The organism is Pseudorhodoferax sp. LjRoot39 (assembly GCF_964253035.1).
Taxonomy (GTDB): Bacteria; Pseudomonadota; Gammaproteobacteria; order Burkholderiales; family Burkholderiaceae_C; genus Pseudorhodoferax.
Genome location: NZ_CAXUQL020000001.1, coordinates 681,454 through 705,884 on the forward strand (window position 1 = coordinate 681,454; position 24,431 = coordinate 705,884).

Here is a 24,431-nt window from a genome sequence, read left to right on the forward strand (position 1 = left end):
TCAGAAGCTCACGACGACCGAGGTCGCGAGCAGCTGGTTGGACTTCTTGTAGTTGCTGCTGTTGACGTCCCAGAACACCGGCTCGCTGGCGCGGTCCAGACGGTACTCGGCTTTCAGCGTGGTGTTGGCGTTGAACAGGTAGCTCAGGCCCACCGTGAGCGCGTAGCGGTTGGCGCCCTTGCTGCTGGTGGTGTCGCCATAGCCGGGGCCGATGCCATTGCGGTCGTCGACCACGGCATAGCCCAGCAGGCCGCCGCCGTTCTTCTTGTTGTTCAGGTAGTCGGCACGGACCGTGCCTTCGAAGCGCGGCGTGAACTTGTAGGCGGCCAGGCCCGACAGGCCCCACCACTTGGCATCGCGTAGCTCGCCGGTGACCGGGTCGACCGTGATCGCGGCCTTGCGCTGCATGCCGATGCTGGCCTGGCCCTGCACCGTCCAGTCGCCGCGGATAAAGTAGCCGTCGAGCTCGAACAGGTGCAGGGTCGAGTCCTTCTGCGCGACGAATTCGTTGGTGATCGGATCGACCACGTTCTCGGTGTAGTTCGCGGCCTTGCCATGCACGCCGGCGAAGCCGAAGCCACCGAACTCGCCCTTCGCATAGTCGACGCGGTAGGCCAGCACGGGCGACTTGTTGCCGTTGGTCCGCTTGGTCGAGTTCATGTTGGCGATCACGGCCTTGTAGAGCCACTTGCCGTCCGCGATCTCCATGCCGGCGCCTGTGTAGGCCACGGGCAGCGTGAAATCGAACAGCAGGTTGTGCGTGATGAGCTTGTTCTGCGGCGCCGGCAGATACTCGTAGCCCGACCAGTCCGGGATCTGGCCCGCGATGATGCGCATCTTGTCGTTGCCCGGCAACGGAATGGAGACCGAGGCCTCGTGGACCGGCGAGTTGTTGCCCAGCGCCGCACCGACACCGCGGTTGGGCGCCAGCGTCAGGCGCCAGCGCGTGCCGCCCTCGGTTTCCTTCGTGAAGTCGATCACCGCGGCGCCGAAGTACGAGTTGTCGTAGCTGTAGACGTCGTCTTCCATGCTGTTCAGGAACTGGAAGCCGGCGCGATTCTGTCGCTGGTTGTAGACGAAGGTCGGGTCCATGTAGCCCTTGATCTGCAGCCCCTTGAGGCCCAGCGCGTCGCGCGTGTCTTCCAGCGATTCGGCTTTCAGCGCGATGCGGTTGAAATCCGCCTGCTGGTCAGGCGTCATGCCGGCCGGAGCGGCCGCGGCCTTGGCCTCGGTGTCCTGCAGTCGTTTCTCCAGCTGGTTGACCTTGTCGCGCAGCGCGCGCAGTTCGTTCAGCAGCTCGGCCGAACTCTGCGCCGCGGCCGACAGCGGGAACGTGGCAGCCAAGGCGGCGGCGATGGCGGTGTACTTCCAGGTGGTCATCTTGTTACTCCTCGGACGGATATGTTGTGGGACACAGGACAGGCGCGCATCACTCTTCACGTCGCGCGGCGGCCATCGCGCGGGTGCGTTCCCGCTCGGCGCGGGCGATGAGGTAGCTGGCGACGATGACGCCGATGGACACCAGCACGATGATCACGGTGGCCACGGCGTTGACGGTGGGGTTCAGGCCCAGGCGCGCGCGCGAGAAGATCACCAGCGGCATCGTGGTCGAACCCGGGCCAGACAGGAAGGCCGACAGCACCACATCGTCCAGCGAGATCGTGAAGGTCAGCAGCCAGGCCGACAACATCGACTGCGTGATCATGGGCAGCGTGACCAGCCGAAACACCTGGGCCGGGCGGGCACCCAGGTCCATGGCGGCCTCCTCGAGCTGCGGGTTGAGTTCCTGCAGCCGGGCCTGGATGACCACGGTGGCGTAGGCCATGCCCAGCAGCACGTGGCCCAGCCAGATCGTGAATGCGCCACGCTCGGGGAAGCCCGTCAGTCGCTGCAGCGACACCAGCATCAGCAGCAGCGACAGGCCGACGATGACTTCCGGCATCACCAGCGGTGCGTTGACCATGCCCGAAAACAGCGTGCGGCCGCGAAAGCGCCGGTACTTGTTCAGCGTGAACGCGGCCAGCGTGCCGAGCACGACCGACCCGCAGGCGGTGAAGAACGCGATCTTCATCGACAGCCACAGGCCGGCGATGATCTCGCGGTCGCGCGCCAGCGCGGCGTACCACTTGAACGTGAAGCCCTCCCAGACACCTGGCACGGGCGAGTCGTTGAAGGAGTACACGACCAGCGCAATGATGGGCAGGAACAGGAAGGCGTAGCCCAGGAACAGCCAGGTACGTGCGGTGTTGCGTGCGGCGCGGGGGCCGAAGATGGCGCGGGTCATCGTCCGGCCTCCTGTACTTGCGCCTGGTAGCGGTTGAACAACGCCAGCGGGATCAGGATCAGCAGCACCACGACCACCGCCACGCTGGAGGCCATGGGCCAGTCGTTGTTGCTGAAGAACTCGTCCCACAGCACGCGTCCGATCATCAAGGTCTGCGGCCCGCCGAGCAGTTCGGGGATCACGAACTCGCCGACGCAGGGGATGAACACCAGCATGCTGCCGGCGATGATGCCGGCCTTGGACAGCGGCACCGTCACCTTCCAGAAGGCGACCCAGGGTGTGGCCCCCAGGTCGCTGGCGGCCTCCAGCAGGCGCAGGTCCATCTTGGCCAGGTTGCCGTACAGCGGCAGGATCATGAACGGCAGGTAGGTGTAGACCATGCCCAGCACCAGCGAGAACGGGGTGTTGAGCAGCTTGCCCGGCGTGGCGATCATGCCGCCGGCCGCCAGCAGCTGGTCGACGCCCAGTGCCACCAGCACCTCGGCCACCCAGCCATGGTCGCTGAGCAGGCCCTTCCAGGCGTAGACGCGCAGCAGGAACGAAGTCCAGAACGGCAGCATCACGAGCATCAGCAGCAGCGGCTGGGCCGTGGGACGGGCACGCGCCATGAAGTAGGCGAACGGGTAGCCGATCGCCAGGCACAGCACGGTGGTGATGGCCGCGTACTTGAGGCTCGCCAGGTAGGCGCGGAAGTACAGGTCGTCCTGCGTCAGGAACACGTAGTTGCTGAACTTCAGGCTCAGCTGCAGCACGCCGTCCTTGAGCGTCAGCAGGTCCTTGATGTTCACCGTCTCCATCTCGGAGACGCTGATTCTGGCGACGATCAGAAAGGGCAGCAGGAAAAAGACCAGCAGCCAGAGGTAGGGGATGCCGATCACGGCCGTGCGACCGCGCCACCAGGCGAGGCGGCGGCCCGTGGCAGAAGAGGTGCTCATGGCAAAAGCTCCTTACTGCGTCAGAACGACGTGGGCCGAGTCGGACCAGTGTGCCCAGGCCATGTCGTCCCAGGTCAGCACATCGCCAGGGTGGCGTTCGCTGTTGATCTGGCTGACCTTGATGACCTGGCCGCTGGCCAGCTGCAGGTGGTAGACGGTGTAGCTGCCGAAGTACGACAGGTCGCGCACCTTGCCCTGCACCTTGTTGTGCGGCTCTGCCGGCTCCTGGCGCGTCAGGCGGATCTTCTCGGGCCGCAGCGCCACGGTCACGGCCATGCCCTCGGTGCCGGTGATGCCGTGGCCGACGTAGTGGGTCATGTCCTGGCAGCGGATCACCACGTGATCGGGGTGGTCCTCGGCCAAGGTGCCTTCGATCAGGTTGACGTTGCCGATGAAGTCGGCCACGAAGCGCGTGGCCGGGGTTTCGTAGATGTCGCCCGGCGCGCCGACCTGCAGCAAGCGGCCCTCGCTCATGATCGCGATGCGCGAGGCCATGGTCATGGCCTCCTCCTGGTCGTGGGTCACCATGACGCAGGTCACGCCCACCTCCTCGATGATGTTGACCAGCTCGAGCTGCGTCTCTTCACGCAGCTTCTTGTCGAGCGCACCGAGCGGTTCGTCGAGCAGCAGCAGGTTGGGCCGCTTGGCCAGGCTGCGCGCCAGCGCCACGCGCTGCTGCTGGCCACCGGACATCTGGTGCGGCTTGCGCCTGGCGAGCTTGCCGAGCTGCACCAGCTTGAGCATCTCCTCCACGCGCTGGGCCACACTGTCGCCGGACATGCCGTCGCGGCGCAACCCGAAGGCGATGTTGTCCCACACGCTGAGGTGGGGGAACAGCGCGTACGACTGGAACATCATGTTGATGGGCCGCTCGTACGGCGGCAGGCTGCTCAGGTCCTTGCCGTCCAGGATGATGCTGCCGGACGTCGGCAGATCGAAGCCGCCAAGCATGCGCAGCAAGGTGGTCTTGCCGCAGCCGGACGAGCCCAGCAACGCAAAGATTTCGCCCTTCTGGATGTCCAGGCTGATGTGGTTGACGGCCTTGACGCCCCCGAAATCCTTGACGACATCACGGATCTGCAGGTACGCCTGCCCCTGGCTATTCACCATATTCCATTCCCCCTCGCGAAAAGGCAGACCCTCAGGTCACATGCCGGTCTTGAACGATGTGAACAGCCGGGTGACCGTGCGGCGGATGTCGTTGCTCAGGGCGTCGGGCGCCACCATCTTCTTCATGTCGTCGTCGCTCGGGAAGATGGTCGGGTTGTTGACCACTTCCGACTTGACGAACTTGCGCGATTCCTTGTTCGGGTTCGCGTAGAAGACCTTGTTGGAAAGGCCCGCATGCACTTCGGGGCGCAGGATGTAGTTGATGAACTTGAGCGCGTTGTCGGGGTGGGGCGCATCGGCCGGGATCACCATCACGTCGAAGAACAGCACGCCGCCGGTCTTGGGGATCAAGGCCTCGATCTTCTGGCCGGTCTTGCCGTCGATGGCGCGCTGGCGTGCGATGTTGATGTCGCCGGACCAGCCCAGGGCCAGGCAGATCGAGCCGTTGGCCATGTCGTTGATGTAGCCGGACGAGCTGAACAGCGTGACGTACGGCCGGATCGTCTTGAGCAGCGGCCCGACACCGCTGTAGTCGCCCTGGTTGCGGCTGTACGCGGGCTTGCCCAGGTAGTGCATGGCGGCCGGCACGATCTCGGTGGCCGAATCGAGCATGCTCACGCCGCAGGACTTGAGCTTGGAGATGTACTCGGGCTTGAACACCAGGTCCCAGGCGTTGTCGGGCATGGGCATGCTGCCCAGCGCGGCCTTGACCTTGTCGACGTTGATGCCCACCGTGGTGTAGCCCCACAGCCAGTTCACCTGGTACTGGTTGCCCGGGTCGAGCTTGGCCAGTTGCTCCTGCAGCACCGGGTCCAGGTTCTTGAGGTTGGGCAGCTTGGACTTGTCGAGCTTTTGCAGCAGGCCGCCATCGGCCTGCAGCTTGGCCCAGTACGAGGACGGCACGACGATGTCGTAGCCGGTCTTGCCCGCCACCAGCTTGGCGTGGACGATTTCGTTGTTGTCGAAATTGTCGTAGCGCACCTTGATGCCGGTCTCCTTCTCGAAGTTGGCGATCGTGTCTTCGGCGATGTAGTCGGACCAGTTGTAGATGTTGAGGACCTTTTCCTCCTGCGCCAGCACGGCCTGGGGGGCCAGTGCGGCGCAGGCCAGGGCAAGCCCGGCAAAGGCACCGGCGATGCGGTGCGGGCGACGACGGAACGACAGCAGCTTCATGTTGAAACCTCCGGAGTGGGGAGCAAGCGACAAGGGGAAGGGAGAAGTTCAGAGCCAGCCGTCGCGCTGCGCGTCGGCCAGGGTCAGGTCCAGCGCGCGGCGGATCAGCGCCATCATTTCGTCGATCTGGGCGCGCGTCATCACCAGCGGGGGCGCGATGATCATGCGGTCGCCCACGGCGCGCATGACCAGGCCGTTGCCGAAGCAGTGGCCACGGCAGACCATGCCCAGCTCCAGCGCCTCGGGGAAGGGCGCGCCGCTGGCCTTGTCCTTGACCAGCAGCACGGCGCCCATCAGGCCGCAGGTCTGCACCTCGCCCACGAGCGGGTGGTCCTGGAGCGTGTCGAAGCATTTGGCGAGATACGGGCCGGTGTCGTCGCGCACGCGTTCGACAAGGCCCTCGCGCTGGATCAGCCGGATGTTGGCCAGCGCCACGGCACAGGCCACCGGGTGGCCGGAGTAGGTGTAGCCGTGGTTGAACTCGCCGCCGCGCTCGATCAGCACATTGGCCACGCGGTCGCCCACCATCACGCCGCCAAGCGGGATGTAGCCGGAAGTGACACCCTTGGCGAAGGTCATGAGGTCGGGCCGCGTGCCGAAGCGCTCGCAGCCGAACCACTGGCCGGTGCGGCCGAAGCCGCAGATGACCTCGTCGGAGACCAGCAAGATGCCGTACTTGTCGCAGATGCGCTGGATCTCGGGCCAGTAGGTGTCCGGCGGCACGATGACACCACCGGCGCCCTGCACCGGCTCGCCGATGAAGGCGGCGACCTTGTCGGCGCCGACTTCGAGGATCTTGGCCTCCAGCCAGCCCGCCGCCACCAGGCCGAATTCGTCGCGCGACATGCTGCGGCCGAGCTCGTGCCAGTAGGGCTGCTCCATGTGGACGATGCCCGGGATCGGCAGGCCGCCCTGCGCGTGCATGCCGCCCATGCCGCCCAGCGAGGCGCCGGCCATGGTGGAGCCATGGTAGGCGTTCTTGCGGCTGATGATCACGTCGCGCTGGGGCTGGCCCATCAGGTCCCAGTAGCGGCGCACCATGCGCACCACGGTGTCGTTGCCCTCGGAGCCCGAGCCGGTGAAGAACACATGCTTGAACTGCGGCGGCGTGACCTCGGCGAGCAGCTCGGCCAGTTCGATGGCCGGCGGTGTGGCGGTCTGGAAGAAGGCGTTGTAGAACGGCAGCTCCTGCAACTGGCGGGTGGCCGCGTCGATGAGCTCCTGCTGGCCGTAGCCAACGTTCACGCACCACAGGCCGGACATCGCGTCGAGGATCTTGTGGCCTTCGCTGTCGTGCAGGTAGATGCCTTCGGCCCGCGTGATGATGCGCGAGCCCTTGCGCGCCAGGCTCTGGAAGTCGGTGAAGGGATGCAGGAAGTGGGCGGCATCGGCGCGTTGCCATTCCTGGGTGGTGCGGGTGGTCGTGTTCATGGGAAGTCGATGGAGTTCTGTGGATGGAATGCGTGAGGACAGCTCAGACGTGCAGCAACAGGTGTTCACGTTCCCAGGGCGAGATGACCTTCATGAACTCCTCGTACTCGATCTCCTTGACTTCGGTGTAGACGGTCACGAACTCCTTGCCGAGCACCTCGTGCAGGTCGGTCTCGGCCTTGAGCAGCTCCAGCGCTTCGCCCAGGCTGCGCGGCAGGCTGTATTCGCCCAGGTAGGCGTCGCCCTTGCATTCGGGCTTGGGCTCGATCCGGTTCTTCATGCCCAGGTAGCCGCAGGCCAGCGTTGCAGCCAGGGCCACGTAGGGGTTGGCGTCCGCGCCGATGACGCGGTTCTCGATGCGGCGCGCGGCGGGTCCCGCCACCGGCGAGCGGATGCCCACGGTGCGGTTGTCGGTGCCCCACTGGATGTTGATGGGAGCCGCCGTCGCACGGGACAGCCGGCGGTACGAGTTGACGTACGGGGCGAAGAGCGCCATCGCCGCAGGGATGTAGCGCTGCAGGCCGCCGATGTACCAGCGGAACATGTCCGAGGCGCTGCCGTCGGCATTGCTGAAGATGTTCTGCCCGTTCTTGTCGACCACGCTCTGGTGCACGTGCATGGCGCTGCCCGGCTCATGGGCCATGGGCTTGGCCATGAAGGTGGCGTACATCTCGTGGCGCAGCGCGGCCTCGCGGATGGTGCGCTTGAAGAAGAACACCTCGTCGGCCAGGCCCAGCGGGTGGTCGTGGAAGAAGTTGATCTCCATCTGCCCCGCGCCGGCCTCGTGGATCAAGGTGTCGACGTTGAGCTCCATCTTCTCGCAGTAGGCGTAGATGTCCTCGAACAGCGGGTCGAACTCGTTGACCGCATCGATGGAGTAGGACTGGCGCGATGTCTCGGCGCGGCCGCTGCGGCCACGCGGCGGGCGCAGTGGCTCGTTGGGATCGGTGTTGCGCTCGATCAGGTAGAACTCGAGCTCGGGTGCGACCACCGGATTCCAGCCCTCGGCGGCGAACAGGTCGCAAACCCGGCGCAGCACGGAGCGCGGCGCATACGGCACCATGTTGCCGTCGCGGTCGAAGCAGTCGTGGATCACCTGGGCCGTCGGGTCGACCGCCCAGGGCACGATGCGCACGGTGGCCGGGTCGGGCCGCAGATGCATGTCGCGGTCCGTCGGCGAGATGACGTCGTAATAGGCCCCTTGCTCGGGGAACTCACCGGTCACCCCGATGGCGACGATCGCCTCGGGCAGCCGCATGCCGCGGTCCTCGGTGAATTTCTCGCGCGGCAGGATCTTGCCGCGGGCCACGCCCGTGAGGTCGGGCACCAAGCACTCGATCTCGGTGACGCGGCGCTCGTTGAACCATTGCTCGAGCTCGCTGAATGTGAAGTTCTCTCGTACAACCATATCTACCTTTCTTGTGCACCGGCCCTGTGGGCGCGGTGCGTTTTATCTGGATCTGACAACGATGCGTTGCAGTCAGGGCAGCTAGGTTTCGGGCGCGAGATCGTCGTCTTCGTTGCGGTGGTGCGCCGCGCGCCAAGCTTGACAGGCGCGACCGAACGCCGTCAAGAGCTTGCGGGAGATGGGGTTCTCGGCGGCCCGCCATTCGGGGTGCCATTGCACGCACAGGCTGAAGCCCGTGGATTGGGGAACCGAGAAGGCCTCGACGAGACCGTCTGGCGCGAGCGCCTCGGCATGCAGGCCGTCGGCCAGGCGCCGGATGCCCTGGCCGTGCAGGCTGTTGACCTGGAAGTCGCCCAGGCCGAGCAGCGATTCGAGGACACCGCCGCGTTGCACGCTGACCGAGTGCACAGGGCCGTATTGCACGTCGACCGGATCCTCGTCGCGCGAGCGGTGGTCCATCATGCCGGGCTGCTCCTGCACGGCCTGGTACAGCGAGCCGCCCAGCGCCACATTGGTTTCCTGCAGGCCGCGGCAGACGGCGAACAGCGGCATGCCGCGCCGCAGCACCTCGCGTGCCAGCGGCAGAGTCCAGGCATCGCGCGCCTCGTCCAGCGGCAGGCTGGCGTCGTGCACGGTCTCGCCGAAGTGGCGCGGATGGGTGTTGGAGACAGACCCCGTGAGGAACACGCCGTCAGCGAGGGACAGCAATGTCTTCACTTCGTCAGGCTGTGCCGCCGGCACCACCACGGGCAGGCAACCGGCCAGCCGGACGGCATCGAGGTACTTCTTGCCTGCAGCCTGGAACGGATGGTGTCCAAGCATCTTGCTGCAGGCCGGAACCAGCACGATGGGCTGGTTCCGTTGGGTGGACGGATATGTGGTGCTCATTGGGCTTGCTGCGCCGGGTTCTTGACCCGGGTCTTGCGACGCGGCGCATTGGGCTTGCTGGTGCGGAAACGGAGTGTCCTGTGCCTTGGCATTTGCAAGGGCTGTGCCACAACACAAGGCCGCCCGGGCCTTGCGCTGTGGTACAGCCCCGCCGCCGCGCGCACAGGCCGGGCGAGAGAATTCATAGCGCATCCCTCATGCGGTAGTAGGCCATGCCGAGCACAAGGGCGGGCATGCGGAGCCGGGCTCCTCCTGGAAATGAACGGTGCCGGAGACGGGCGAAGATGTCGAAGCGTGCGGCGTCACCCGTCATGGCCTCCGCCACCAGCTTGCCTGCCAGGCCCGTGAGTGCCAGGCCGTGGCCCGAGAAGCCCTGCAGGTAATACACATTGGCGTGGTGCGATCGCACTGAATACGATCCATCGGACGGTGCACCCTGCGCACCATCCTTGAGCAGCCGCCCGAAATTGGGCGCGCGGTTCATGGAGATGTCGACGAAGCCGCCCCATGCGTGGTCGATGCGGCAACTGGCGAGCTGCGGGAACGTCGTGGCCATCCGCTTGCGCATGCTGGCCACCAGGTTGCGCGGCGTGGCCGTGCTGTAGCTCACACGCCCGCCGTAGAGCATGCGGTGGTCGGCGGTGGGCCGGAAGTAGTCGAGCACGAAGTTGGTGTCGCACGCGGCCGAGCGCGAGGGAATCAGCGACGCGCAAAGCACCGGATCCAGCGGCTCGGAACACACGATGTAGGTCCCCACCGGCATGATGCGCGACTCCATCTGCGCGGCCACGCCCTGCAGGTAGACGTTGCCGGCCAGCAGCACCTGCTCGGCCACGACCTGGCCACGCGCCGTGTGCACTCGCGGACGGGCGCCGGTCTGCAGCCGCGTGACGGCGCTGTCCTCGTAGATGCGGACACCCAGGCGCTGTGCGGCCCGGGCCAGGCCCAAGCTGTACTTGAGCGGATGCAGGTGGCCCGAACGGGCATCGTGGATGCCGCTGTGAAAGCGCGGACTGGCGATCCAGCGGCCCATCTCCTGCGGCGCGATCCAGGTGGTCTGGTAACCGTAGCTGTGGTGCATGTGCTCCTGCCACTTGCGCAGCTCGGCGGCCTTGCGCGCGTTGACCGCCAGGCTCATGTAGCCCGGCTGCCAGTCGCAATCGATGCCGAACCGCTGGCAGCGCTGCGTGATCAGGTCCAGGGCCTCCAGCGTCATGTCCCAGACGTTGCGGGCCGGTTCCTTGCCGAGCTGCTGCTCGATCACGCTCTGGTCACAGGCCAGGCCGGCGATGGCCTGCCCGCCATTGCGGCCGGAGGCGCCCCAGGCCACCTGCCGGGCTTCGAGCAGCACCACCTGGCGACCCCGGTCCGCCAGTTCGATCGCGGCCGACAGGCCCGCCAGGCCGCCGCCCACGATGACGACATCGGCCTGAACCTCACCGTCGAGTGCGGGAAACCGGACCTCGCGCGGCGCCGTGGCCGCGTAGTAGGAATCGCGCGCAAGATCCTGGTCGACGCTCAGAAAGCTCATAAATAAACGAAGCTAGCCTTAGAAAAGAAGTGCACGATCCCGGAACCAGCACCCAGCACGGACAGAGGACGGCGCGACTTCACGCCATGTGATCGGTTGCCGTACCACGGTACTGAAAGACGTCATCCTTGTCGACCTCGCCCCATGGTGTTCACGTTCTTATCTTTGTGTTTTTTCGTATGCATTTCGCATGCCAGTTTAGGCGGGCGCGGACGCAATCGGGTTGCGCTTGGGTGGAGGGTGAACCCTGCGTATTCGCATAACATGCGAATATCCTTGTCCATTACAGAATCCAATGCGAAAGTTCGAGGCTGACGTGCAATTCGACGCGATTGACGAGGCCATCCTGCGAGAGTTGCAGCACGACGCCAAGCTCTCCAATGTGGAACTGGCCAACCGGGTGCAGCTGTCGCCATCGGCGTGTTTGCGGCGCGTCAAGTTGCTGGAGGATGGCGGGGTCATCACGCACTACGTGGCTTTGGTCAACCCCAGGGCGGTGGGCCAGCCGGGCACCTCGTTCACCATCGTCAACATCGAACGGACCACGCCGGACGCCTTGCGCGCCTTCGAGCAGGCGGTGGCGGACGAGCCGCGCATCCAGGATTGCTTTTATGTCGCCGGCAGCAACGACTACCTGCTGCGCTTCACCTACCGCGACGCCGACGACCTCGAGCGCTTCTATGGCGAAGTGCTGTCACGCCTGCCCGGCGTGGTGCGCTCGAACTCCATGTTGGTGCTGCGCACCGTCAAGCGCACGACCGCGCTGGCGCTGCGCTCCGAACTGCGCCAGTAGCGGGGCTAGTACGCGCTCAGCGCACCGTCGACGAAGACCTTGAGCTCGCCCGGCGCAAAAGCCGTCCAGGCCTCGTTGGTCGTGAGCGGCGTGGTCACGACCACGGCCACGCGGTCGTCGGGCGTGGTCAGGCTGGAGAAGTCGACCGAGAGGTCTTCGTCGGCCAGCTGGGCCTGCGTGAACGGATGGCGCCGCTCTACGTAGTGCAACAGCGTGGACGCATGGGCCCACAGCGCCTGGCCGTTGGACAGCAGGAAGTTGAAGGTGCCGTGGCGTGCGATGCGCGGTGCCAGTTCGCGCAGCGTGATGCTGAGCTCCTCGACCGTGGGCACGCCGGCATGGGACTTGGCCAGCTCCTGCATGATCCAGCAGAAGGCGCGCTCGCTGTCGGTGCTGCCGACCGGGCGGAATGCCCCGTGCAGCCGCGGGTGGAAGTCCTTCAGGTCGCCGTTGTGCGCGAACACCCAGTAGCGGCCCCAGAGCTCGCGCACGAAGGGGTGGCAGTTCTCCAGCGCCACCACGCCCTGCGTGGCCTTGCGGATGTGCGAGATCACGTTGCGGCTCTTGATCGGATAGCGCCGGATCAGCTCGGCCACCGGCGATTCGCAGGCGCTCTGGTGGTCGACGAAGTGGCGCAGCCCATGGCCCTCGAAGAAGGCGATGCCCCAGCCGTCGCTGTGGTGGTCGGTGCGGCCGCCGCGCTCGGCGAAGCCGGTGAAGCTGAACACCACGTCGGTCGGCGTGTTGCAGTTCATGCCCAGCAGTTGGCACATGGTCAGGCTCCCGCGCGCGGGTCGGCGCGCAACTGGCGCGCCGCCGCGATCGCCAGCACGCACAGCGCGGCCAGCATCAGAAAGGTTTCATTGAACGCGGCCAGGCGCTCGGTGCTCACGCCCGCCTGTGGCAGCAGGCTCTGGCCGTGCGCGGCCAGCCGCCATTCGAGCACGATGCCGCACAGGCTCACGCCGGTGGCACCGCCCAGCATGCGCAGGAAGTTGATCGCGCTGGCACCCTGCGGGATCAGCGGCTTGTCGAGCGAGCGCATGGCACCCAGGTTCAGCGAGGGCAGGATGAAGCCCAGGCCGATGCGGCCCAGGATGGCCCAGGCCACGAGCCAGGCGATCGGGCTGGCCGCTGGCACCGCCATCATGAGCGCGAACGAGGCCGCCAGCAGCGCCAGGCCAGTGCTCACGAGCAGTGACGCCGGCTTGCGGTCCGCGAGCCGGCCGACCAGGGCCATGGTGCCGGCCAGGACGAGGCTGGCAGGGACCAGGATGGTGCCCACGTGCGCGGCCGACAGGTGCAGCGCCGACTGCATGTAGACCGGCAGCAGGTAGGTGGAGCCGAACAGCGCCGTGCCGTAGATGCCCGAGACCACGCAGCCCATGGCATAGGCGCGCGACTGGAACAACCGCATGTCCATGAGCGGCAGCCCGCCGCCGCGGGTCTGGCGCTCCTGCCACCAGATGAAGCCGCCGAAGGCCGCTACGGCCGCGGCCAGCAGCAGCACCGCCAGCGCGCCCGGCCGCGCGTGCAGTTCCACCATGCCGTTGAGCAGGCACAGCGTGCCCACCGTGCCCAGCACCAGGCCGGACCAGTCGAGCCGGCCGCCGTCGCGTGTGGCCACCGTGCCGCCCGGCGCCGTCATGGGCACGTAGGTACGCGCCAGCCACAGCGAGGCCATGCAGAAGGGCACGACCATGAAGAAGATCGAGCGCCAGCCGAAGGCCTCGACCAGCAGGCCACCGATGCTGGGGCCGATGGCCGGCGCCAGCACCACGCCCATGCCGAAGATGCCGGTGGCGCGGCCCTGCTCGTGCGGCTGGAACGCGCGCAGGATGATGATGGCAGGGATGGGCTGCACCACGCCCGCGGCCAGGCCCTCGGCCACGCGGGCCGCCAGCACCAGGCCGAAGTCCGAGGCGAAGCCGCCCGCGATGCCGCCCGCCATGAGCAGCCACATGGCGCCCGAATAGGTGCGGCGGTAGCCGTAGCGCGCCAGCAGCCAGGGCGTGGTCAGCATGGAGCTGGTCATGGCGACCATGAAGCCCGAGCTGACCCAGGCCGCACGCGAAGGCCCCAGCGCGAACTGGTGGCTCATGTCCGGCACCGCCACGTTGACGATGGTGGAGGACATGATGGACGCCATCGTGCCCACCATGACCGACAGCAGCAGCAGCCAGCGGTAGCGCGGCCCGTAGCGGGCCCGCAGGTCGGGCAGGGAAGACGTCGCGCTCAAGGGACGAGGGCCGTGGCCGGCCCGCCTACTTCTTCTCGGACCAGAGCTGGCCGCCGGTGGCCCAGTTCTCGCGCTTGATGTCGGTGATGAGGATGTCGACCGATTCCGGCGAGCCGCCGAGGATCTCGACGGAGACGCGCGTGATCTCGGCCACGAGCTTCTTCTTCTGCTCGATGGTGCGGCCTTCCATCATTTCGACGTGGTACGTGGGCATGGGTGGTTCTCCTGCAAGGGCTGAAAGCCACGCATGTTAGCCCTGGGCACAGCGCGCGCAGACACAGGCCAGACCACGCGCGGCTGGCGGCACGCGGGCCAGCACCTCGGGGGCGATGCGGGCCTGCATGCACCAGCAGTCGGCAGCGCGCGTGGCTTCGCCACAGGCGATGGTGCAGGCATTGACCTGGCCGCACAGCGGACAGGTGCCAGCGTCGGGCACGGGCAGCGGCGACAGGGGTGCGGCGAGCATGCAAATGAGTGTAGGCCAAGCCCGCGTCCGCCCGGGCCTGCGCCGAAGGCCACTTCCCGGCCTGCACAATGGACGACGCTTTCCATCCAGAACAAGGAGAACCTCATGCTGGCAAACATCCTGATCGTGCTCGTGGCGCTGCTGCACCTGTACTTCCTGGTCCTGGAAATGGTGCTCTGGGACAAGCCCCAGGGCATGAAGGCCTTCAATCTCACGCCCGAGAAGGCCGAGATGACCAAGGCCATGGCCGCCAACCAGGGGCTGTACAACGGCTTCCTGGCAGCCGGGCTGCTCTGGGGCCTGAACCTGGGCGCCGAAGGCCTGCACATCAAGGTCTTCTTCCTGGCCTGCGTGGCGGTGGCCGGCGTATTCGGCGCCATCACCGTCAGCCGCAAGATCTTCTTCATCCAGGCGCTGCCGGCCCTGCTCGCCCTCGCCGCGCTCTGGCTGCTGTAAGGGCTACAGCACCTCGTCGTCCGCGGACGGGCGGGGGGCGGCGGTGGCCTCGGCCAGCGCATTGGCCTGGGCCTGCTCGGTGGCAAAGATGTCCCACACGGCGATGAACATGGCCGCGATCAGCGGCCCGATCACGAAGCCGTTGAGCCCGAACAGCCCCATGCCGCCCAAGGTGCTGATCAGCACCACGTAATCGGGCATCTTGGTGTCCTTGCCCACCAGCAGCGGGCGCATCACGTTGTCGACCAGTCCGATCACGACCACGCCGTAGACCACCAGGCCGATGCCCTGCAGCGTCGATCCGGTGGCCAGCAGGTAGATCGCCACCGGACCCCAGACCAGGCCGGCACCCACGGCCGGCAGCAGCGACAGGAAGGCCATCAGCACCGCCCACAGCACCGGCGCATGGATGCCCAGCACCCAGAACGCCAGCCCGCCGAGTGCGCCCTGCACGGCGGCGACGGCGATGTTGCCCTTCACCGTGGCGCGGATCACGGTGGTGAACTTGCCCGAGAGGTTGCGCAGGTAGCTCGCGTTGAGCGGGATCGCGTCGCGCATGCGCCGCGTCAGCTGGGCGCCGTCGCGCAGCAGGAAGAACAGCAGGTACAGCATGATGAAGAAGCTGACCACGAAGTCGAAGGTGTTCTGCCCGATGTCGATGGCCTGCTGCGCGATGCGCTGGCTGCCTTGCTGCAGCGCGGTCACGAGGCGCTGCTGCAGACCGTCCAGGTCGTCCAGGCCGAAGCGGTCCAGCAGCTGTGTGAACCAGGAAGGCAGCGCGGCATAGATCTGGTGGGCGTAGCCGGAGAAGCTCACGCCGCCATCGCGCACCTTGGCGTACAGCGCCGTCACCTCCTGCACCACGGAGCTCGTGATCATGGCCAGCGGCAGGATCACGAGCAGCACGATGATGAGCAAGGTGAGCAGCGCGGCCAGCGTGGGCCGCTGGCGCGTCTTCACCAGCAGGCGCCGGTACAGCGGCGCGAACACGATCGCCAGCACCGCCCCCCAGAACACCGCACCATAGAAGGGCAACAGGATCCAGCCGAAGGCGACCGAGACGGCGACCAGCAGCAGGATGAAGGCTTTTTGTTCGAGCGCCGGGGGCTGGGAAGACATGGACGAGGCAGGGCTGGCGGAGGTGCCGCGCATCGTATCGGCAAAAGGCGGCCCGCCCCGGGCAACCCGCCACCACTGCGGGTCGGACAGGACGCCGTCCATGATGCAAAACGGCGCCCGCAGGCGCCGTCTCGCATCGGAGATAGGAAGACCGCTCAGCCCGCCTTCACCTTCAACCGCCACGCATGCAGCAGCGGTTCGGTGTAACCACTCGGCTGCTCCTTGCCCTTGAACACCAGGTCCAGCGCAGCCTGGAACGCCGCGCCCTGCGGGTTGGCCACCAGGCTCTTGTACAGCGGGTCGCCGGCGTTCTGCTTGTCGACCACGGCGGCCATGCGCGTGAAGGTCTCGCGCACCTGGGCCTCGGTCACCACGCCGTGCTGCAGCCAGTTGGCCATGTGCTGGCTGCTGATGCGCAGCGTGGCGCGGTCTTCCATGAGGCCCACGTTGTGGATGTCGGGCACCTTGGAGCAGCCCACGCCCTGGTCGATCCAGCGCACCACGTAGCCCAGGATGCCCTGGGCGTTGTTGTCGAGCTCCTGCTGCTTGTCTGCCGCGGACCAGTTGGTGTCCGTCGCCACCGGCACGGTCAGCAGGCCGTTCAGGATGGCGTCGCGCTCGGCCGCCACGTCGGTCTTCTCGAGCTCCTTCTGCACGTCCGCCACGCTGACCTGGTGGTAGTGCAGCGCATGCAGCGTCGCTGCCGTGGGGCTGGGCACCCAGGCGGTGTTGGCGCCGGCCTTGGGGTGGCCGATCTTCTGCACCAGCATGTCGGCCATCAGATCGGGCATGGCCCACATGCCCTTGCCAATCTGGGCCTTGCCGCGCAGGCCGGCGGCCAGGCCGACCAGCACGTTGTTCTTCTCGTACGACGTGATCCAGGGCGTGGTCTTCATCGCGCCCTTGCGCAGCATCGGGCCGGCGTACATCGCGGTGTGCATCTCGTCGCCCGTGCGGTCCAGGAAGCCGGTGTTGATGAAGGCCACGCGGCTGGCGGCCGCGGCGATGCAGGCCGCCAGGTTCACGCTGGTGCGGCGCTCCTCGTCCATGATGCCCAGCTTGACCGTGCTGTCCGCCAGGCCCAGCAGCCGCTCGACGCGGCCGAACAGCTCGCTCGCGAAGGCCACCTCGGCCGGGCCGTGCATCTTGGGCTTGACGATGTAGACCGAGCCCGTGCGCGAGTTGCGCACGGTCTGGCCGGCGCGGGGCTTCAGGTCGTGCAGCGCGATGGTGGTCGTGACGACCGCGTCCAGGATGCCTTCCGGGATCTCCTTGGTGGAGCCGTCGGCCGCCGTGTAGAGCACGGCCGGGTTGGTCATCAGGTGGCCGACATTGCGCACGAACATCAGCGAGCGGCCGTGCAGCGTCACGGGCTGGCCGTTGGCGCCGGTGTACTGGCGGTCCGGGTTCAGGCCGCGCGTGAAGGTCTTGCCGCCCTTGGCGACTTCCTCGGTCAGCGTGCCCTGCAGGATGCCCAGCCAGTTGCCGTACGCGACCACCTTGTCGTCGGCGTCGACCACGGCGACGGAGTCTTCCAGGTCCAGGATGGTGGACAGCGCGGATTCGAGCACGACATCGCTGACGCCGGCCGCGTCGCTCTGGCCGATGGCCGTGCTGCGGTCGATGCGGATGTCGATGTGGATGCCGTTGTGCTGGAGCAGCACCGACGAGGGGGCAGCCGCATCGCCCTGGAAACCGATGAACTGGGCGGCGTCCTTCAGGCCCGTGGCCCCGGCACCGGTCTGCACCACGAGCTTGCCGCCCTCGACGCGGTAGCCGGTCGCATCCTTGTGCGAACCGCTGGCCAGCGGCGCGGCCTCGTCCAGGAACTTGCGCGCGAACGCGATGACCTTGGCGCCGCGGACCGGGTTGTAGCCGCCGGCCTTCTCGGCGCCGTCGTCTTCGGAAACCGCGTCGGTGCCGTACAGCGCGTCGTACAGCGAGCCCCAACGTGCGTTGGCCGCGTTCAGCGCGTAGCGCGCGTTCAGGATCGGCACCACCAGCTGCGGGCCGGCCTGGGTGGCCAGTTCGGCGTCGACGTTGGTGGTGGTTGCCTTGGCGCCCGCGGGCACCGGCACCAGGTAGCCGATCTTCTCCAGGAAGGCGCGGTAGGCCGGCATGTCGGCGATCGGGCCGGGGTGGGCCCGGTGCCAGGCATCCAGTTCAGCCTGCAGGCGGTCGCGCTCGGCCAGCAGCGCGATGTTCTTGGGCGCCAGGTCGCCGACGATGGCATCGAAGCCCTTCCAGAACGTGGCCGCTTCGATGCCGGTGCCGGGCAGCACCTTGTCTTCGATGAAACGGGCCAGGTTGGTCGCGACCTGGAGGCGGTGGTAGGTGGTGCGTGCGGTCATGGCTGGCCTTTCGGAGTCCGGATGCAGAAAAGGATCGTCGGGGGATGCAGAAAACGGGCCGCGCGCTCGGGCACATCGCGGCATCCCCTGACTTTAGAGGACACTGGGCCTTCGATTGCGCACCGCAGCAGCGGGTCATCTGTGACCGAAATGATGGTAATCACGGAATTTTCAGCCCCAAAGCCACCCCATCCCGGCGCAATAAACCGGCATTGCCACCCCAGGAACCTGCCATGGCCCTTCTGAATGCACGCGCCTTGAACCACCTGAACCAGGTGCTCCAGCAGCACATCGATGCCGGCCTGCTGCCCGGCGCCGTGGTGCTGGTCGGTCAGGGCGGCCAGGTCGCGCACCAGGCCGCGCTGGGGCGGCGGGACCCTGCCGGCCAGCAGGCCATGCCGGCCGACGCGATCTTCCGCATCTATTCGATGACCAAGCCCATCGTGTCGCTCGCGGCGCTGATGCTGGCCGAGCAGGGCCGCTTGTCGCTGGCCGATCCGATCACGCGCTGGCTGCCGCAGTTCGCCGAGACGCCCGTGGGCGTGGAGCGCGACGGCGCGCTGGCGCTGGAGCGCGCACTGCGCCCGCCCACGGTGCACGACCTGCTGCGCCACACGGCCGGCTTCACCTACGAGTTCCTGGGCAACAGCGCCGTGCAGCGCCAGTACCAGGCGGCCGGCCTCGCCGACACCGCCCGGACCAACGCGGGCTTCTGCGACGCGCTGGCGCGCCTGCCCTACAGCGCCCAGCCCGGCAGCTGCTGGCAGTACAGCCGCGCCACCGACGTGCTGGGCGCGTTGCTCGAGGTCGTCGCTGGCGAACCGCTGGGCGCGCTGCTGCAGCGCCTCATCCTGGGCCCTCTGGGCATGGTGGACACGGGTTTCAGCGTACCGCCGGCGCAGCAGCACCGCATCGCCGAACCCTTCGCGCAGTGCCCCGAAACCGGCCAGAGCGTCGTGATGCTGGATGCACGCAGCACGCCGGCCTTCGAATCGGGCGGCGGCGGCCTGTTGTCGACCGCGGCCGACTACCTGCGCTTCCTGCAGCTGTTGCGCAACCAGGGCCGCTTCGAAGGCCAGCGCCTGGTCTCGCGCAAGACCATGGAATGGATGGTGGCCGACCACCTGGGCACCATCCCCGTGGCCGGCGAACTGCTCGCGCCCGGCCATGGCTTCGGCCTGGGCATGGCCGTGCGCACGGCCCCCGGCCTGGTGGCGCAGCCGGGTTCGCCGGGCATGTACTTCTGGAGCGGCATCGGCGGCACCTTCTTCTTCGTCGACCCGGCCGAGGACGTGTTCGCGCTGCTGCTGGCGCAGACGCCCAACCAGCGCATCTTCTTCCGCAACCTGTTCCGGCACCTGGTCTACGCGGCTGTCGAATGAACGGGCCCGCCATGACCACCACGCCATCGCGCTGGGCACTGCTGCTCGCCACCGCCCTGCTCGTGGCCTGCGCCACGCCGCGCCCCACGGGTGCACCGCCGGGTGCCGTCAGCGTGAGCTGGAGCGACCCGGCCCAGTTCGCCGAAGCGCGCGAGAACCACGGCGACACGCCGGCCGCGCGCGAGGCCTGGCTCAGCGCGCTGGCCCGCCATCTGGCCGAGAAGGCCGCGGCCGTGCTGCCCGAGGACGAGAAGCTCGAGGTGCGCATCACCGACGTCCAGCGCGCCGGTGGCTTCGAGCCCTGGCGCGGCCCGCAGGCGAGCAACCTGCGCGTGGTGCGCGACGTCTATCCGCCGCGCATCGACCTGGAGTTCCAGCGCGTGGCGGCCGACGGCCGCGTGCTGCAAACCGGCAGCCGGCAGCTGCGTGACGTCACGTTCCTGATGCGGCCGACCCGCTACAGCGGCGACCCGCTGCGCTTCGAGAAGGTGTTGCTGGACGATTGGGTGGCCAGGGAATTCGGCGCCTTGCGCTGAAGCCGCTGCAGCATTTTGTATCCCGTAGGCTGAAATAGAATCGCCGCTCGCCGGAGCAGCCTGCTCCCGGACGCCAGATTCACCCGAGACACACGCCGATGGACGCGTCCACTACCTTGCCAGGGACCTTGGGGGCCAGCCATTCGCCGCTGACCCAGCTGGTCGTCGATGCCTTGCGCGGCCGCATCCTGGGCGGCCAGGTGCCGCCAGGCGAGCGCCTGGTCGAAGGCCGCCTGTCCGAAGAACTGGGCGTGTCGCGCATGCCGGTGCGCGAAGCCTTGCGGCAGCTGGCCGCCGAGGGCCTGGTGACGATCGAACCACGCCGCGGCGCCTCGGTGACGAGCTTCAGCCAGCAGCAGATGCGCGAACTGGTGGAGGTGCGCGCCACGCTGGAGGGGCTCAACTCCAAACTGGCCGCCAAGCGCCACGACCCGGCCCAGATCGCCGAGCTCGAACGCATCCTCGAAGAAGGCACGCGCCTGGCCGAGAGCGACGACGTGGCCACCACCATGCTGATGAACCAGCGCTTCCACGACGCGCTGTCCAACAGCGCGGCCAACTCGGTGCTGCAGGACATCATGCGCTCGCTGCGCGACCGCACGGCGCTGGTGTTCGCACCCATCAACCGCACGCGCGGCAAGCAGAACTGGGAAGAGCACGCCGCCATCCTGCGCGCCGTGATCAAGGGCGACGCGGAGCTCGCCGCGCTGCTCGCCACCCGCCACGTGTACAACGCCGCGCAGATGGAGCCTTGAGCGCCGGGTGGCCCATCAGCCACCCTGCAGCCGACGCCAGGCCAGGCCCGCGAGCGCCACGTCTTCCAGGCCCACGCCGACCGACTTGTAGACCATGATCTGGCGCGCGTCCGTGCGCCCGCGCACCCGGCCGCTGACCAGCGCGCCGAGTTCCACGATCTTCGCATCCGGCAGCGCATCGGGAGCGGCGAGCACCAGATCGCCCGCCTCGCGCAGCGACTGCGGCCGCCACTCGACCGCCACCAGCGCCGCGCGCCGCAGCGCGGCATCGTCCAGCTCGCGCGTGTGCGGCAGGCTGGAGCCGACGGCCGCGACGAAGGCGCCCTCGGCCAGTGCCTCGCCCGCAAACAGGGCTTGCTGCGCGCGCGACGCCGTGACCACGAGGTCGGCGCCCTCCACCGCCTCCCCCGCCGTGCACAGACGCAGTGGCACACCGCATTCGCGCGCCAGGGCGTCGGCCTGCTCCGGCGTGACGTGTTGGCTGCACACGCGAATCTCGTCCAGCGCGTAGGCCGCGGCGAACTGCGCCAGGTGCGCGCGGCCCTGCACACCCGCCCCGAACAGAGCCAGCGTGCGGGCACCGGGCCGGGCCAGGTGGCCGGCCGCGATGACCGAGCAGGCGGCTGTGCGCAGGCGCGTGATCGCTGCCGCGTCGAACGAGGCCAGCGGCCGGCCATCCTCTGCGGAGAACAGCAGGATCACGAACGAGAACTGCCCTGCGATCGTGGTGTAGACCTTGGCCCCGGCCACCTGCTGGCCGGGGATCACCGCCCCCAGCGTGGACAGCTTCAGGCCGCCGGCTTCGGTGCGGATGCGCTGCTGCATGGCGGCCTGCGCATCGCCGAAGGCGCGGAATGCCTCTCGCAGGCAGTGCTGTGCGTCCTGCGCCGTGACGGCGGCGTCGACCATGGCATCGGTGATGTGTTGCATGGCAGTGCTCAATGGGGAAATGCGCGTTGCGCCAGGATGCCCAGCGCGCCGAACGCCGCCAGGCCCAGCAGCAGCGGGCGCGGCGAGCGGTGGCGCAGCAACAGGCCCAGCCGGCCAGAGGCCGCGAAGCCGCCCAGCATCCAGGGCGCCAGCAGCAGGGCCAGTTGCAGCTCGCGCAGGCCCATGCGGCCCACCAGCGCCAGCGTGGCCATCGAGACCGCGGAGCCGGCGAAGAAGATGCAGCCCAACGTCGCGCGCAGGCGGTCGGCCTGCAGATGCTGCATGGCGATGGCGAACGGCGGCGCGCCGGCCGAGGTGATGGTGCCCATGACGCCGGAGGCCACGCCCGCGATCGCCACGTTGCGCGGGCTGGCCGAGACGCTCCAGCCGCGCAGGCTCAACGCCACGGCGGCCAGGATCAACAGTGCGAACAGCAGCGACAGCGTGTCGGCGGACAGCAGCGCCAGGCACAGCGCGGCCCCGGCCGTTCCCACCACCCGACCGGCGAGCCCGGTGCCGGCGGCCCGCCAGTCGATGGCGTGCCCCTCGCGCAGCGCGGCCATCAGCGACAGCGGACAGGCCAGCGCGATCAGCGGCCCCGGCACGAGTTCGGGAAACAACAGCGCGGCCACCGGCGCGCAGAACATCGCGAAACCCAGGCCGCCCACCCCCTGCAGGCAGGCGCCGATGAAGACCACCAGCGCCATGCCTGCATAGTGGCCCGCATCCAGGCCGGCCGGCCAGAGGGCCATGACGCTCGCCGCGCTCACCAGGACACCGCAATGTTGCCGAGCACGAAGGTCTGGCACGCCATGCGGTAGCCCGCGGCCAGCTGCTCGTCGGTCAGGTGCTTGCGCTCCTTGGGCTTGACCGCGTCCGTGTGCGCCAGGCCCTGCTCGATGCGGCATTTGCAGGTGCCGCACAGGCCACCGCCGCACTTGAACGGGATGCCGCCCTTTTCACGCAGCGACACGCGCAGCAGGTTGCTGTTCTGCGGCGCGCTCACGACCTTGCCGGCCGTGGGGACGAAGGTGATCTGCACCGTGCCGGCGGCCGCCGCGGCCGGGACGAGCGCGCGGGGCTGCAGCTGCGTGTCCATGGTGCCGAAGCTGCACAGCACCCGCAGCTCGGCGCGGGCCGCGTCCAGGTCCTCGAAACGCTCCAGGAACTTGGAGGGCACCATGTTCACCGTGACCGGCTCGGTCTCGTCGACCACGCGCACGCGGGTCGCCTCTTCGAGCACGGCGATCACGAACTGGGCGCGCACGCGGCCGCAGAACACATAGTCGTAGGCCTCGACGGGCCGCAGGCCGGGGCCGGCCTCGGTGCGGAACTGGCCGGGCTTGCTCGTCAGGATCACATGGGTCGTCATGGCGCGGGTCTCAGGCGGTCGGGGCTTGTTCGGGGGCGTCCTGCGCCAACTCGATGTCGTGCTCCAGCCAGAGCTGGCAGGCCAGCCGGTAGCCGGTATCCACGCGCTCGCCGAGCTGCTTCTTCTCCTTCCAGTTCGGCGGCGGCAGGTGCTCGGCGCCCCGCAGCACCCGGCAGGCGCACTTGGCGCACTTGCCCATGCCGCAGCCGTACTGCAAGTGGGGATAGGGGAACTGGCGGATGCCCGCCCGCACCACCAGATTGGTCCGCGGCTGGACCTCGTCACGGTAGGTCTGGCCTAGTTTGTGGAGAACGACGTTGGGCATGAGATCGGCTTTCGGTATACCGTTTGAAGAATTCGGCCAGGCAACGCATTGCAGACCTCGGAGCGTCCATCCCCCTTATACCCAGGGAATTTCACAAGTCTTGGTGGCTTTTCAAAGTTCTGACCGTTGCGGCCATTTTGGTTTTCAGTATACTGTATTCTCCGAAGCACGGAAACACCCCTTCAATCTGCAGGAGCTGCGCCATGACCGCCGAACTGATGAACCGCGACACTTTCCGCACCGCCCTCGAAGACGCCATCAAGGGCAAGAGCGCCAACAAGGCCCCCTTCAGCCAGGCCTGGGCCTCGGGCGACCTGAGCCGCGCCCACCTGGCGCGCTGGGCCGAGAACCACTACCACTACGTCGGCCCGTTCGCCGACTACCTGGCCTACATCTACGCCCGCACGCCCGACACCATGACCGAGGCCAAGGACTTCCTGCTGGCCAACATGTACGAGGAAGAGATCGGCGGCGACCGCCACACCGACCTGCTGGTGCGCTTCGCCGAGGCCTGCGGCACCACGCGCGAACGCGTGGTCGACCCGGACAACATGTCGCCCACCACACGCGGGCTGCAGAGTTGGTGCTACGCCGTCGCCATGCGCGAAGACCCGGTGGTGGCCGTCGCCGGCCTGGTCGTGGGCCTGGAATCGCAGGTGCCCTCCATCTACCGCAAGCAGACGCCCACGCTGCGCGAGAAGTACGGCTTCACCGACGAAGAGGTCGAGTTCTTCGACCTGCACATCGTCTCCGACGAGATCCACGGCGAACGCGGCTACCAGATCGTGCTGGAGCATGCGAACACGGTGGAGCTGCAGCAGCGCTGCCTCAAGATCTGCGAGATCGGCGCCCAGATGCGCCTGCTGTACACGACGGCGCTCTACCACGACTACGTGGCCAACGACCTGCCCGCGCTGAAGCTGGCAGCCTGACGCGGGAACCGACGC

At 67.7% G+C, this 24,431-nt stretch carries 25 protein-coding genes; 6 read left to right on the forward strand and 19 right to left on the reverse strand.

Annotated features, from left to right (window positions below):
- The 9 genes from ACSQ4M_RS03220 to ACSQ4M_RS03260 all read right to left on the reverse strand — a co-directional run bounded on the left by ACSQ4M_RS03220 (position 1) and on the right by ACSQ4M_RS03260 (position 10,760).
- Complete coding sequence (locus tag ACSQ4M_RS03220; protein WP_436188233.1) at positions 1-1,380, reverse strand: DUF3138 family protein; 1,380 nt, start codon at positions 1,378-1,380, stop codon at positions 1-3.
- A gap of 49 nt (positions 1,381-1,429) precedes the next feature.
- Positions 1,430-2,284, reverse strand: coding sequence for an ABC transporter permease (locus ACSQ4M_RS03225; RefSeq protein WP_436188234.1), 855 nt, complete (start codon positions 2,282-2,284; stop codon positions 1,430-1,432).
- Positions 2,281-3,219 carry an ABC transporter permease gene (locus ACSQ4M_RS03230; RefSeq protein ID WP_436188235.1) on the reverse strand — a complete coding sequence of 313 codons (939 nt, stop codon included), beginning with the start codon at positions 3,217-3,219 and terminating at the stop codon, positions 2,281-2,283. The genes ACSQ4M_RS03225 and ACSQ4M_RS03230 overlap by 4 nt, the downstream gene beginning before the upstream one ends.
- Before the next feature lie 12 nt (positions 3,220-3,231).
- The gene (locus ACSQ4M_RS03235; RefSeq protein ID WP_436188236.1) at positions 3,232-4,329 is read right to left on the reverse strand and encodes an ABC transporter ATP-binding protein; all 1,098 of its coding nucleotides are present in this window, start codon (positions 4,327-4,329) and stop codon (positions 3,232-3,234) included.
- Positions 4,330-4,365: 36 nt separating this feature from the next.
- Positions 4,366-5,502 (reverse strand): polyamine ABC transporter substrate-binding protein, encoded by a 1,137-nt coding sequence (locus ACSQ4M_RS03240; protein ID WP_436188237.1) that lies wholly within the window; start codon positions 5,500-5,502, stop codon positions 4,366-4,368.
- A 48-nt stretch (positions 5,503-5,550) separates the two neighbouring features.
- A complete protein-coding gene (locus ACSQ4M_RS03245; RefSeq protein ID WP_436188238.1) occupies positions 5,551-6,933 on the reverse strand; it encodes an aspartate aminotransferase family protein in 1,383 nt (460 codons plus the stop codon).
- 43 nt (positions 6,934-6,976) lie between these two features.
- Positions 6,977-8,341, reverse strand: coding sequence for a glutamine synthetase family protein (locus ACSQ4M_RS03250; RefSeq protein ID WP_436188239.1), 1,365 nt, complete (start codon positions 8,339-8,341; stop codon positions 6,977-6,979).
- Positions 8,342-8,422: 81 nt separating this feature from the next.
- Entirely contained in the window at positions 8,423-9,229 is an 807-nt protein-coding gene (locus ACSQ4M_RS03255; RefSeq protein WP_436188240.1) for a gamma-glutamyl-gamma-aminobutyrate hydrolase family protein, read from the reverse strand.
- A 181-nt stretch (positions 9,230-9,410) separates the two neighbouring features.
- Positions 9,411-10,760, reverse strand: a complete 1,350-nt coding sequence (locus tag ACSQ4M_RS03260; protein WP_436188241.1) for an NAD(P)/FAD-dependent oxidoreductase — start codon at positions 10,758-10,760, stop codon at positions 9,411-9,413.
- 316 nt (positions 10,761-11,076) lie between these two features.
- Between ACSQ4M_RS03260 and ACSQ4M_RS03265 the strand changes: the two genes are divergently transcribed.
- Positions 11,077-11,553, forward strand: a complete 477-nt coding sequence (locus ACSQ4M_RS03265) for an Lrp/AsnC family transcriptional regulator (protein WP_436188242.1) — start codon at positions 11,077-11,079, stop codon at positions 11,551-11,553.
- 5 nt (positions 11,554-11,558) lie between these two features.
- Here ACSQ4M_RS03265 and ACSQ4M_RS03270 read toward each other — a convergent pair whose 3' ends face one another.
- The 4 genes from ACSQ4M_RS03270 to ACSQ4M_RS03285 are packed head-to-tail and all read right to left on the reverse strand — an operon-like array spanning position 11,559 to position 14,258.
- A complete protein-coding gene (locus tag ACSQ4M_RS03270; RefSeq protein ID WP_436188243.1) occupies positions 11,559-12,326 on the reverse strand; it encodes a class II glutamine amidotransferase in 768 nt (255 codons plus the stop codon).
- A 2-nt stretch (positions 12,327-12,328) separates the two neighbouring features.
- Entirely contained in the window at positions 12,329-13,792 is a 1,464-nt protein-coding gene (locus ACSQ4M_RS03275; RefSeq protein ID WP_436188244.1) for an MFS transporter, read from the reverse strand.
- A 25-nt stretch (positions 13,793-13,817) separates the two neighbouring features.
- Positions 13,818-14,006 carry a 4-oxalocrotonate tautomerase gene (locus ACSQ4M_RS03280; protein ID WP_056658872.1) on the reverse strand — a complete coding sequence of 63 codons (189 nt, stop codon included), beginning with the start codon at positions 14,004-14,006 and terminating at the stop codon, positions 13,818-13,820.
- A 36-nt stretch (positions 14,007-14,042) separates the two neighbouring features.
- The gene (locus ACSQ4M_RS03285; protein WP_436188245.1) at positions 14,043-14,258 is read right to left on the reverse strand and encodes a cysteine-rich CWC family protein; all 216 of its coding nucleotides are present in this window, start codon (positions 14,256-14,258) and stop codon (positions 14,043-14,045) included.
- Positions 14,259-14,363: 105 nt separating this feature from the next.
- On the opposite strand from ACSQ4M_RS03285, the gene ACSQ4M_RS03290 reads away from it, so the two are divergent.
- Positions 14,364-14,714 (forward strand): DUF1304 domain-containing protein, encoded by a 351-nt coding sequence (locus ACSQ4M_RS03290; protein WP_436188246.1) that lies wholly within the window; start codon positions 14,364-14,366, stop codon positions 14,712-14,714.
- A gap of 3 nt (positions 14,715-14,717) precedes the next feature.
- Here the strand turns inward: ACSQ4M_RS03290 and ACSQ4M_RS03295 are convergent, their stop codons facing one another.
- The gene (locus ACSQ4M_RS03295) at positions 14,718-15,833 is read right to left on the reverse strand and encodes an AI-2E family transporter (RefSeq protein ID WP_436188247.1); all 1,116 of its coding nucleotides are present in this window, start codon (positions 15,831-15,833) and stop codon (positions 14,718-14,720) included.
- A gap of 155 nt (positions 15,834-15,988) precedes the next feature.
- Positions 15,989-18,184 (reverse strand): malate synthase G, encoded by a 2,196-nt coding sequence (locus ACSQ4M_RS03300; protein WP_436188248.1) that lies wholly within the window; start codon positions 18,182-18,184, stop codon positions 15,989-15,991.
- Positions 18,185-18,417: 233 nt separating this feature from the next.
- On the opposite strand from ACSQ4M_RS03300, the gene ACSQ4M_RS03305 reads away from it, so the two are divergent.
- The 3 genes from ACSQ4M_RS03305 (at position 18,418) to ACSQ4M_RS03315 (ending at position 20,857) form a co-directional block, all read left to right on the forward strand.
- On the forward strand, positions 18,418-19,566 hold the full coding sequence (locus ACSQ4M_RS03305) for a serine hydrolase domain-containing protein (RefSeq protein ID WP_436188249.1): 1,149 nt from the start codon (positions 18,418-18,420) through the stop codon (positions 19,564-19,566).
- Positions 19,567-19,577: 11 nt separating this feature from the next.
- Positions 19,578-20,102 (forward strand): DUF3016 domain-containing protein, encoded by a 525-nt coding sequence (locus tag ACSQ4M_RS03310; RefSeq protein WP_436188250.1) that lies wholly within the window; start codon positions 19,578-19,580, stop codon positions 20,100-20,102.
- 98 nt (positions 20,103-20,200) lie between these two features.
- Positions 20,201-20,857, forward strand: a complete 657-nt coding sequence (locus ACSQ4M_RS03315) for a GntR family transcriptional regulator (protein WP_436188251.1) — start codon at positions 20,201-20,203, stop codon at positions 20,855-20,857.
- A 15-nt stretch (positions 20,858-20,872) separates the two neighbouring features.
- Here the strand turns inward: ACSQ4M_RS03315 and ACSQ4M_RS03320 are convergent, their stop codons facing one another.
- The 4 genes from ACSQ4M_RS03320 to ACSQ4M_RS03335 form a co-directional block, all read right to left on the reverse strand.
- Complete coding sequence (locus tag ACSQ4M_RS03320; RefSeq protein WP_436188252.1) at positions 20,873-21,787, reverse strand: ornithine cyclodeaminase family protein; 915 nt, start codon at positions 21,785-21,787, stop codon at positions 20,873-20,875.
- A gap of 8 nt (positions 21,788-21,795) precedes the next feature.
- Complete coding sequence (locus tag ACSQ4M_RS03325) at positions 21,796-22,539, reverse strand: TSUP family transporter (RefSeq protein WP_436188253.1); 744 nt, start codon at positions 22,537-22,539, stop codon at positions 21,796-21,798.
- 14 nt (positions 22,540-22,553) lie between these two features.
- Positions 22,554-22,886, reverse strand: coding sequence for a 2Fe-2S iron-sulfur cluster-binding protein (locus ACSQ4M_RS03330; RefSeq protein ID WP_436193959.1), 333 nt, complete (start codon positions 22,884-22,886; stop codon positions 22,554-22,556).
- A 283-nt stretch (positions 22,887-23,169) separates the two neighbouring features.
- On the reverse strand, positions 23,170-23,484 hold the full coding sequence (locus tag ACSQ4M_RS03335) for a 2Fe-2S iron-sulfur cluster-binding protein (RefSeq protein WP_436188254.1): 315 nt from the start codon (positions 23,482-23,484) through the stop codon (positions 23,170-23,172).
- 203 nt (positions 23,485-23,687) lie between these two features.
- On the opposite strand from ACSQ4M_RS03335, the gene ACSQ4M_RS03340 reads away from it, so the two are divergent.
- Complete coding sequence (locus ACSQ4M_RS03340; protein ID WP_056658930.1) at positions 23,688-24,416, forward strand: TenA family transcriptional regulator; 729 nt, start codon at positions 23,688-23,690, stop codon at positions 24,414-24,416.
- The last annotated feature ends 15 nt before the right edge of the window (positions 24,417-24,431 follow it).

What these genes read in the sequence shown, in the direction of transcription:
- ACSQ4M_RS03220 (WP_436188233.1), bottom strand. Translation starts at nt 1,380, where the DNA reads ATGACCACCTGGAAGTACACCGCCATCGCCGCCGCCTTGGCTGCCACG.
- ACSQ4M_RS03225 (WP_436188234.1), bottom strand. Translation starts at nt 2,284, where the DNA reads ATGACCCGCGCCATCTTCGGCCCCCGCGCCGCACGCAACACCGCACGT.
- ACSQ4M_RS03230 (WP_436188235.1), bottom strand. Translation starts at nt 3,219, where the DNA reads ATGAGCACCTCTTCTGCCACGGGCCGCCGCCTCGCCTGGTGGCGCGGT.
- ACSQ4M_RS03235 (WP_436188236.1), bottom strand. Translation starts at nt 4,329, where the DNA reads ATGGTGAATAGCCAGGGGCAGGCGTACCTGCAGATCCGTGATGTCGTC.
- ACSQ4M_RS03240 (WP_436188237.1), bottom strand. Translation starts at nt 5,502, where the DNA reads ATGAAGCTGCTGTCGTTCCGTCGTCGCCCGCACCGCATCGCCGGTGCC.
- ACSQ4M_RS03245 (WP_436188238.1), bottom strand. Translation starts at nt 6,933, where the DNA reads ATGAACACGACCACCCGCACCACCCAGGAATGGCAACGCGCCGATGCC.
- ACSQ4M_RS03250 (WP_436188239.1), bottom strand. Translation starts at nt 8,341, where the DNA reads ATGGTTGTACGAGAGAACTTCACATTCAGCGAGCTCGAGCAATGGTTC.
- ACSQ4M_RS03255 (WP_436188240.1), bottom strand. Translation starts at nt 9,229, where the DNA reads ATGAGCACCACATATCCGTCCACCCAACGGAACCAGCCCATCGTGCTG.
- ACSQ4M_RS03260 (WP_436188241.1), bottom strand. Translation starts at nt 10,760, where the DNA reads ATGAGCTTTCTGAGCGTCGACCAGGATCTTGCGCGCGATTCCTACTAC.
- ACSQ4M_RS03270 (WP_436188243.1), bottom strand. Translation starts at nt 12,326, where the DNA reads ATGTGCCAACTGCTGGGCATGAACTGCAACACGCCGACCGACGTGGTG.
- ACSQ4M_RS03280 (WP_056658872.1), bottom strand. Translation starts at nt 14,006, where the DNA reads ATGCCCACGTACCACGTCGAAATGATGGAAGGCCGCACCATCGAGCAG.
- ACSQ4M_RS03285 (WP_436188245.1), bottom strand. Translation starts at nt 14,258, where the DNA reads ATGCTCGCCGCACCCCTGTCGCCGCTGCCCGTGCCCGACGCTGGCACC.
- ACSQ4M_RS03290 (WP_436188246.1), top strand. Translation starts at nt 14,364, where the DNA reads ATGCTGGCAAACATCCTGATCGTGCTCGTGGCGCTGCTGCACCTGTAC.
- ACSQ4M_RS03295 (WP_436188247.1), bottom strand. Translation starts at nt 15,833, where the DNA reads ATGTCTTCCCAGCCCCCGGCGCTCGAACAAAAAGCCTTCATCCTGCTG.
- ACSQ4M_RS03300 (WP_436188248.1), bottom strand. Translation starts at nt 18,184, where the DNA reads ATGACCGCACGCACCACCTACCACCGCCTCCAGGTCGCGACCAACCTG.
- ACSQ4M_RS03305 (WP_436188249.1), top strand. Translation starts at nt 18,418, where the DNA reads ATGGCCCTTCTGAATGCACGCGCCTTGAACCACCTGAACCAGGTGCTC.
- ACSQ4M_RS03310 (WP_436188250.1), top strand. Translation starts at nt 19,578, where the DNA reads ATGACCACCACGCCATCGCGCTGGGCACTGCTGCTCGCCACCGCCCTG.
- ACSQ4M_RS03315 (WP_436188251.1), top strand. Translation starts at nt 20,201, where the DNA reads ATGGACGCGTCCACTACCTTGCCAGGGACCTTGGGGGCCAGCCATTCG.
- ACSQ4M_RS03320 (WP_436188252.1), bottom strand. Translation starts at nt 21,787, where the DNA reads ATGCAACACATCACCGATGCCATGGTCGACGCCGCCGTCACGGCGCAG.
- ACSQ4M_RS03325 (WP_436188253.1), bottom strand. Translation starts at nt 22,539, where the DNA reads ATGGCCCTCTGGCCGGCCGGCCTGGATGCGGGCCACTATGCAGGCATG.
- ACSQ4M_RS03330 (WP_436193959.1), bottom strand. Translation starts at nt 22,886, where the DNA reads ATGGACACGCAGCTGCAGCCCCGCGCGCTCGTCCCGGCCGCGGCGGCC.
- ACSQ4M_RS03335 (WP_436188254.1), bottom strand. Translation starts at nt 23,484, where the DNA reads ATGCCCAACGTCGTTCTCCACAAACTAGGCCAGACCTACCGTGACGAG.
- ACSQ4M_RS03340 (WP_056658930.1), top strand. Translation starts at nt 23,688, where the DNA reads ATGACCGCCGAACTGATGAACCGCGACACTTTCCGCACCGCCCTCGAA.